The organism is Mycobacterium sp. (assembly GCF_049683355.1).
In the GTDB taxonomy this organism is placed as follows: Bacteria; Actinomycetota; Actinomycetes; order Mycobacteriales; family Mycobacteriaceae; genus Mycobacterium.
Map to the genome: position 1 here is coordinate 1 of NZ_JBAUJB010000221.1, position 7595 is coordinate 7595.

The window sequence follows — 7595 nt, forward strand, 5'->3', positions numbered from 1 at the left end:
GCGCCTCCTGTCCGGAGGCGCCGCCACACTGGCCACAGCAGGAGCCCTCACGCAGTGTGGGTTTGCCGAGTCACGTTCGGTCACCGCTGGTTTCGGATCCGACACCGAACCGTTCCATGGGGCACACCAGGCGGGTGTCACCACCTCCCCGCAAACGCATGCGCTGTTCGTCGCACTGGACCTGAAGACCGACGGCCGGCGAAGCCCCCGGGAAACCCTGACTGCGATTCTGCAGTTGTGGACTGCGGACGCGGCTCGTCTGACCAGAGGGGTGCCCGCGCTGGCCGACACCGAACCCGAACTCGCACAGCACCCCGCCCGCCTCACGGTGACCGTGGGGCTCGGACGAGCGTGTTCGCCCGGATCGGGCTTTCCGGGTTGCAGCCCGCCGCGGTGGCGGAGTTGCCCGGATTCGACACCGACCGACTCGAACCGCGTTGGTGCGGCGGCGATCTGCTCCTGCAGGTCTGCGCCGACGACCCGGTCGCCGTCGCCCACGCAAGTCGTGTTCTGCTCAAGAATGTCCGCACCATGGCCGTGCGGCGCTGGCGGCAGAGTGGATTCCGTCAGGCTCGGGGCACGGATCCGAGCGGTGCCACGATGCGCAACCTGATGGGGCAGGTCGACGGCACCGCCAATCTGCGCACCGACGCGCAGTACGACCGCCACGTCTGGGACGACGGCGCCCGGCAGGGGCGGTTCACCGGAGGAACCGTGCTCGTCCTGCGCCGGATCCGCACCGAACTGGACACCTGAGACGAACTCGACCGCACCAGCAGGGAACTGACGGTCGGGCGTCGCCTGGACACCGGAGCACCGCTGACCGGCCGACGGAAGTTCGACGAACCCGATCTGGGGGCACTCGTCGGCGGCATACCGGTCATTCCGCCCAACGCACACATCGCGCTGGCGCGGCACCGCAACGACGACGAACAGTTCCTGCGGCGGGGCTACAACTACGACCACACTCCGGCAACCGGCCAGACGACCGACTGTGGGCTGATCTTCGCCGCCTACCAGCGCGATCCGGGCCGGCAGTTCATCCCGGTGCAGCAGCGCCTGGCCGCGGCCGATGCCCTCAACCGGTGGATCACCACGACCGGGTCGGCCACGTTCGCGATACTTCCGGGCGCACCGGAGGGAAGCTATCTCGGCCAGCCGCTACTGACCCGTTGAGAGACTGACCCGAGGCCGCAGGACAATACCTGTCTACCTGTTCACATGTTAAAGTGAAAACACGGTTCGGTCGTGGGCGGCGTCGATGCAGCACATCACGTAGCGACTGTCTCCACAGGCGGTGGCGATGCCACGGCCGAACCGTTCTCGAATCAGCCCGTCGGGCAACTCTGCGCGGCGTCACGCAGCACTTCCGCAGAGGGCGCATCCACGGGCAGGCCGTAACCCCGAAGCACCGCGATGTACTGCATCGAGTACTGGCAGTGGAACGCGGAGTTCGGCGGCATCCACAGCGCCGGCTCCTTGTCCCCCTTGTCCTGATTGGTCGGCCCGTCGACGGCCAGCAGGTTGGCCGGATCGTTGGCGAAGCGGAGCCGCATCTCCTCGGTCCAGTTCCGCGCGCCCAGGTCCCACGCGAGCGCCAGCGGTACCAGGTGGTCGATCTGCACCGCGGCACCGGTCTGGTTGCCGCGGGTGAACGGCACGACCCCGCTGGTGTACGGGTCGTGCAGCGTGCCGGTCGCCACCGCGGTGGGACAGCGGCTGATCGACACATAGGTCTTGTCGCTCAGGTCGCGGTCGAGGATGTCGTTTCGGGTGTCGCAGCCGTTGCGACCGCCCGGTGCGGTGGTCTCGTCGGTCCACGACTCGCCGAACGCGTCCCGCCGGTAGTCGTATCCGCGGACCCGTCCCGGTATCTCGGCCACGCCGGCAAGCACATCGGCACCCGGCGTCACGGTCGGAAGGTCGGCCTGCGCGATGACCCCCGAGTGACTCTGTGATGTCGAGGTCACCTGCACGGCGACGATCACCGCGAGCGTCGCGACCACCATTGCCCACAGAACTTGCCTGCGGCTCATGACTTCTCCAGGAACTGCACCCGATCGGCGTCGATGAACGGCGCCGAAAGCACTGCCATGCCGGGGTCGTGCGGGTCCGATTCGTACACCCGCTCGCTCAGCTCTTTGGCCGCGAGGATGATGTCCAGGTGCCGGGCCAGCGACAGGAACCGCAACGTGACGGCGCGGCCGGACTGGTGGAATCCGAGCACATCTCCTTCGCTGCGTTCGACCAGGTCCAGATCGGCCAGCTTGAAGCCGTCGAGGGTGCCGGCCACCGCCGTGAGCCGTTGCCCTGCCTTGGATGTCTCCGGCAGCCGGGTGGCCAGCAGGCACAGGCTGGAATGCTGACCGCGGCCGATCCTCCCGCGAAGTTGGTGGAGCTGACTGATCCCGAACCGGTCGGCGTCCATCACGACCATGACGGTCGCGTTGGGCACGTCGACGCCGACCTCGATGGCCGTCGTGCACACCAGGACGTCGATCTCGCCGGCGCGGAACGCCGCCATCACGGCTTCTTTTTCGTCGCTGGGCAGGCGACCGTGCATCAGCCCGAGCCGCAGACCCGCCAGTGGCCCGCGCTGCAGCCGCGCGAACAATTCCACGACAGTGACCGGTGGCGGACCCTGCTCCTTGGAATCCTGGCCTTTCTTGCCGGGTTTCGTGTCCTCCTCGTCGATCCGCGACGCGACGATGTAGGCCTGGCGACCGGCGCGCACCTCCTCCACCACGCGGGCCCAGGCCCTGTCCAGCCAGGCGGGCTTCTGGGTGATGAAGATGGTGTTCGTGGCGATGGGCTGCCGGCCGCGGGGCAGTTCCCGCAGTGTCGACGTCTCGAGGTCGCCGTACACCGTCAGCGCCACCGTTCTGGGGATCGGGGTCGCGGTCATCACCAGCAGGTGGGGGGTGATGCCCTCGGGAGCCTTGGCGCGCAACCGATCCCGCTGCTCCACCCCGAACCTGTGCTGCTCGTCGACGACCACCATGCCCAACCGGTGGAACTCCACGGCATCCTGCAGCAACGCGTGCGTGCCGATGACGATCCCGGCCTCGCCGGAGGCGACCTCGTCGCGCACCTCGCGCTTCTGTTGCGCCGACATCGATCCGGTCAGCAGGGCCACCCTGGTGGCCTGCTCCGCCCCGCCCAGCTGACCCGCGAGCGCCAGTGGTCCCAGCATCGCGCGGATCGACTGAGCATGTTGGGCGGCAAGCACTTCGGTCGGCGCGAGCAGTGCGCACTGGTAGCCGGCGTCGATCATCTGCAACATCGCGAGCACCGACACGATCGTCTTGCCCGAGCCCACCTCGCCCTGCAGCATGCGGTTCATCGGACGGGTTGCGGTGAGCTCGGCGGAGATGACTCCGAGGACCTCGCGCTGCCCGTCCGTCAGTTCGAACGGTAACCGGTCGGCCATCGCGGCCGCCAGACCGTCGTCGCGGCGCGGCGCCGGTGGGCCCGAGTCACTCAACTCACTGTGCCTGCGGACCACCAGTCCCCACTGCAGCCCGATCGCCTCGTCGTAGGTGAGGCGTTCGATGGCTCGCGTACGGTCGATGTTCGTCTCGGCGAGATGGGCCGCTCGTAGCGCCTCGTCCTCCGACATCAGATCGTGTTCTCGGACAAACCATTCCGGAATCGTCTCGGCGACCGGGTCCAACACGGCGAGCACCTGACGTACGCAGGCGTAGATCTCCCAGGTCTGCATCTTAGAGTTGGCCGCATAGATCGGGAAGAACTCCCGCTCGAACTCCGACAGCAACTCGTCACCGGACGCGCCGGAGGCGGCGGCGATGGAGGCCAGCGACTTGGTGCCTTTCCCGGAGTCCAGGACCAAAAACGCCGGGTGCGTCAGCTGGATGGTGCCCTTGAAGTAACCGACCTCCCCAGACAGCATCACCCGGGTCTTCTCGGTCAGCTGCCTTTTCAGGTACTTGGCGTTGAAGAACGTCGCGGTGACCCTCGGCCGGCGGTGTCCGAGGGTGATCACCAGGTACTCACGTCTGGGCCCACGGGTGGTCCATTTGGGTTCTGCCCTGGTGATCTCGTCGACGAAGGTGACGTGCTCCCCTTCCTCGAGGTCGAGCTCCTCCCCTTCGCCGCGGGTGGTCATGGCATCGCTGTACTTGCGCGGGAAATACCGCACCAGGTCGTAGACCGTGCGGATACCGAAGTACTCGTCGAGTTGGCTGGCAGCCTTGTCGCCGACCAGGAACGGCAGCCGATCGTTCAACGAGGCCATCTCACTCCACGCCGATCAGCAGCGCGTCGCCGCGGTGGCCGGTGTGGAAGGTCACCATCTCCGTACCCAGGTGATGGTGATGAACGTGGTCGACCAGCGCCTCGGCGACGCCGTCGTCCACGCCGTCGCCGGTGAGCACCGTCACCAGTTCACCCCCAGCACCGATCAACAAGTCGATCAGTCCCGCTCCCGCGGTGACGATGTCGTCGCCCACGATCACCACCTCGTCACCGGCGATCCCGAGCCCGTCGCCCGGCTTGCAGGCGCCCGCCCAGGTCAACGCCTCAGCGGCGGCCACGCGGACCGACCCGTAGCGGGCGCCCGCAGCCGCTCTGGCCATGGTGTAGCCGTCGTCGACGAGCCGACGGTCGGCATCGTGGACGGCCAACGCCGCCAGGCCCTGCACCATCGACCCGGTGGGCACGGGCGCCATGACGATTCCCCAGTCCGACGCGACCGCCCACCCGGCGAGCAACTCCTCGGCGGCGACATACCCGTTCGGCAACACCATCACCTGCGCGGCGCCGGTGTTGACCAGCGCGTGCAGCAGCTGCTGGGCGCTGACGGGCAGGTCCGGCTCCGCGCGCAGGATCTGGGCGCCTTCACCGGTGAAGAGGCGTTCGGCGCCGTCGCCGTCGACGACGGCCAGCACGGCCCGCTCGCGGCTCCAGCCGCCTGCGGGATGGCGGTCGGTGGTCGCCGCGAGCGAGGTGATCTGGATCCGGCTGAGGCGCCCCACCTCGAGGCCGGCTTCGACCGCGGCCCCGGCGTCGTCGGCGTGCACGTGCACCGAATAGTGCCCCGCCCCGGCGCCGCCCGATGCGGCGATGGCCACTGATTCGCCGAGTTCGTCGAGACGGGCCCGCAGTTTCTCCACGGCACCGGCCTCACAGTCAGTGAGCAGATACATCACTTCGAAGTCAGGAGATCGCGAGGCCGCGGCCGTCGCCGGGGCCGGCAGGTAGGCGTCGCGCTGGGAAACGTGCCCGGACAGCGTGGCGCCCAGCGCATCGAGCAGTACCAGCAGGCCTCGGCCGCCCGCATCCACCACACCGGCTTCGGCCAGCACCGCGAGCTGAGTGGGTGTGCGGTCCAGGGCCTCGGCCGCCGCATCGGCACTCGCGGCGACCACCTCGGCCACCTCACAGCGGTCACCGGCGGCCTGCTCAGCGGCAGCAGCCGCCCCCTGCAGAACCGACAGGATGGTGCCCGGCACGGGTTCCCCCATCGACGTCACGACCAGGGCGGCCGCGTGCCGCAGCGCGGCACCGAAGAGCGCGCCGTCGATGTCGGTCAAGGCGCCGTCGCGGTCAGCGGCCGCCGCCCCCGTCACCTCCGCGAGTCCGCGCAGGATCTGCGACAGGATGACCCCGGAGTTGCCCCGCGCACCGCGCAGTGCGCCGTCGGCCAGCGCGGCGGCCAGCGCTGCAACGTCGTCCACAGTGGCGAGCACGTCGGCCTGGGCCCAGGCGGCACGCATGGTGAACAGCATGTTGGTTCCGGTGTCGGCATCGGCGACCGGAAACACGTTGAGCCGATTGATCTCGTCGGTGTGCCTGATGAGGTCCGCGACGGCAGTGTGTGCCCAGCGTCTCAAGGCAGGCGCATCGAGCCGCCGAGCCGACATCCCCACCTCCAACATCCGCCGTGGCGCCGGCGTTGCACCAGATGCGCAGCCACCGTGGGCGCCAGCCTATCCAGTACCGGCGACAGCGCCGAAGACGACGAGGCCGGGCCTGTGGACACCCGTCCTCGGGCCCGATTTTTGGCGATACCTGCGTCGGCCGGTATTCTGATCGGGTTGTCGGGTCAAGCCGCTGATGAGCGGCTGAGAGGCCCAGACCCCCAAGTACTGATTCGAGGAGTTCTACATATGGCTGCGGTGTGCGATATCTGCGGGAAGGGCCCCGGCTTCGGTAAGTCGGTGTCGCACTCCCATCGCCGGACCAGCCGTCGGTGGAACCCCAACATCCAGCCGGTGCGCGCGGTCACCCGGCCCGGCGGCAACAAGCAGCGGGTCAACGTGTGCACGTCCTGCCTGAAGGCCGGAAAGGTCTCACGCGGCTGATCGCCGTCTCACACGGCTGAACGCCGTTTCGCACATCTGCACCGACATCTCGACCGTTTAGCGTCGAACCTGTCGGGTAGGCCAAACCTTGAGGTCGGGCACGAGGCCCGGTCGGAAAGGAAATGGCCGTACAGATGACTTTTGCCGCAAAGGCCCGTCCCGCTCTGATCACCGTCTCCGGGGCTCTGGCCGCCGGATGGTTCCTGGTCGCATGCGGTGACGACGGAACCGCCGACACCGAGAACACCACCGTCGAGACGACGGAGACCACGCAGACCACAGAAACCACCACGGAGACCACCGAGCCCGCCGAGACCACGGAGCCCACCGGACCCACCGAGACGACCGACGGTGAGAACACCATCGAGATCCCGTCACCGGACGTGGATATCCCGTCACCGGAGGTGCCTGACGTGACGGTCACGCCGAGCCCGGTTCCCTGACCCGCGTCCGGGGTCATTAGGGGAGCCGCCAGTCGACTGGCTGGGCTCCCATCTTCTCCAGCAGGTCGTTGGTACGGCTGAACGGCCGCGACCCCAAGAACCCCCGTGACGCCGACAGCGGTGACGGATGCGCCGATTCGATGATCGCGGTGTCCCCGAGCATGGGTTTCAGCGTGGCGGCATCACGCCCCCACAACACTGCGACCAGCGGTTGCCGGCGGGCCACCAGCGCTCGGATCGCGCATTCGGTCACCGCTTCCCAGCCCTTGCCGCGATGTGACGCCGGCATCCCCGGGCGCACCGTGAGCACCCTGTTGAGCAGCATGACCCCCTGCTGCGCCCATGGCGTCAGGTCTCCGTTGGCCGGGGCGGGTAGGCCGAGGTCGTCGCGGTACTCGGTGAAGATGTTGGCCAGGCTGCGGGGCAGCGGGCGTACCTCCGCTGCGACCGAGAAACTCAGCCCGACCGCGTGCCCTGGCGTCGGGTAGGGATCCTGGCCCACGATCAGCACCCGCACCTGTTCGAACGGGAAGCTGAACGCGCGCAGGACGTTGGGCCCGGCGGGCAGATAGCGCTGGCCATCGGCCAGTTCCGAGCGCAGGAACTCACCCATCTGCGCGACCTGGGGTTCGACCGGCTCGAGTGCGCGGGCCCAGGCCTCGTCGACCAACTCGCTGAGAGGACGTGCAGTCACGAGAGGCCAACATAGTGTGCCGCGTAGCTCAGAACGACTGCCAGCCCGGATCTCCGCTCCACCGGGCGCCGTCGACGGTCACCCGCGGCGGCGCGTCGACGGCGGCGTCGAGGACCGTGCCGATCGCGCGCCAGC

At 68.4% G+C, this 7595-nt stretch carries 6 protein-coding genes and 1 pseudogene; 3 read left to right on the forward strand and 4 right to left on the reverse strand.

Going from position 1 to position 7595, the window contains the following annotated elements:
• Positions 1–7: 7 nt before the first annotated feature.
• Positions 8–1176 (forward strand): annotated as a pseudogene (locus WA944_RS13425) (Dyp-type peroxidase).
• Between the two features lie 152 nt (positions 1177–1328).
• On the opposite strand, the gene WA944_RS13430 reads toward WA944_RS13425, so the two are convergent.
• Genes WA944_RS13430 through fakA form a run of 3 tightly spaced genes read right to left on the reverse strand, consistent with a single transcriptional unit; the run spans position 1329 to position 5882 of the window.
• Positions 1329–2036: a GmrSD restriction endonuclease domain-containing protein gene (locus WA944_RS13430; RefSeq protein WP_526371671.1), complete on the reverse strand. Its 708-nt coding sequence runs from the start codon at positions 2034–2036 to the stop codon at positions 1329–1331.
• Positions 2033–4255: an ATP-dependent DNA helicase RecG gene (gene recG / locus WA944_RS13435; RefSeq protein ID WP_526371670.1), complete on the reverse strand. Its 2223-nt coding sequence runs from the start codon at positions 4253–4255 to the stop codon at positions 2033–2035. The genes WA944_RS13430 and recG overlap by 4 nt, the downstream gene beginning before the upstream one ends.
• A gap of 1 nt (position 4256) precedes the next feature.
• Positions 4257–5882 (reverse strand): fatty acid kinase ATP-binding subunit FakA, encoded by a 1626-nt coding sequence (fakA, locus tag WA944_RS13440; RefSeq protein ID WP_526608850.1) that lies wholly within the window; start codon positions 5880–5882, stop codon positions 4257–4259.
• A gap of 246 nt (positions 5883–6128) precedes the next feature.
• On the opposite strand from fakA, the gene rpmB reads away from it, so the two are divergent.
• Positions 6129–6323, forward strand: a complete 195-nt coding sequence (gene rpmB, locus WA944_RS13445) for a 50S ribosomal protein L28 (RefSeq protein WP_163889381.1) — start codon at positions 6129–6131, stop codon at positions 6321–6323.
• Positions 6324–6457: 134 nt separating this feature from the next.
• The gene (locus tag WA944_RS13450; protein WP_526647038.1) at positions 6458–6766 is read left to right on the forward strand and encodes a hypothetical protein; all 309 of its coding nucleotides are present in this window, start codon (positions 6458–6460) and stop codon (positions 6764–6766) included.
• Between the two features lie 16 nt (positions 6767–6782).
• Here WA944_RS13450 and WA944_RS13455 read toward each other — a convergent pair whose 3' ends face one another.
• Complete coding sequence (locus WA944_RS13455; protein ID WP_526375313.1) at positions 6783–7460, reverse strand: uracil-DNA glycosylase; 678 nt, start codon at positions 7458–7460, stop codon at positions 6783–6785.
• Between the last annotated feature and the right edge of the window lie 135 nt (positions 7461–7595).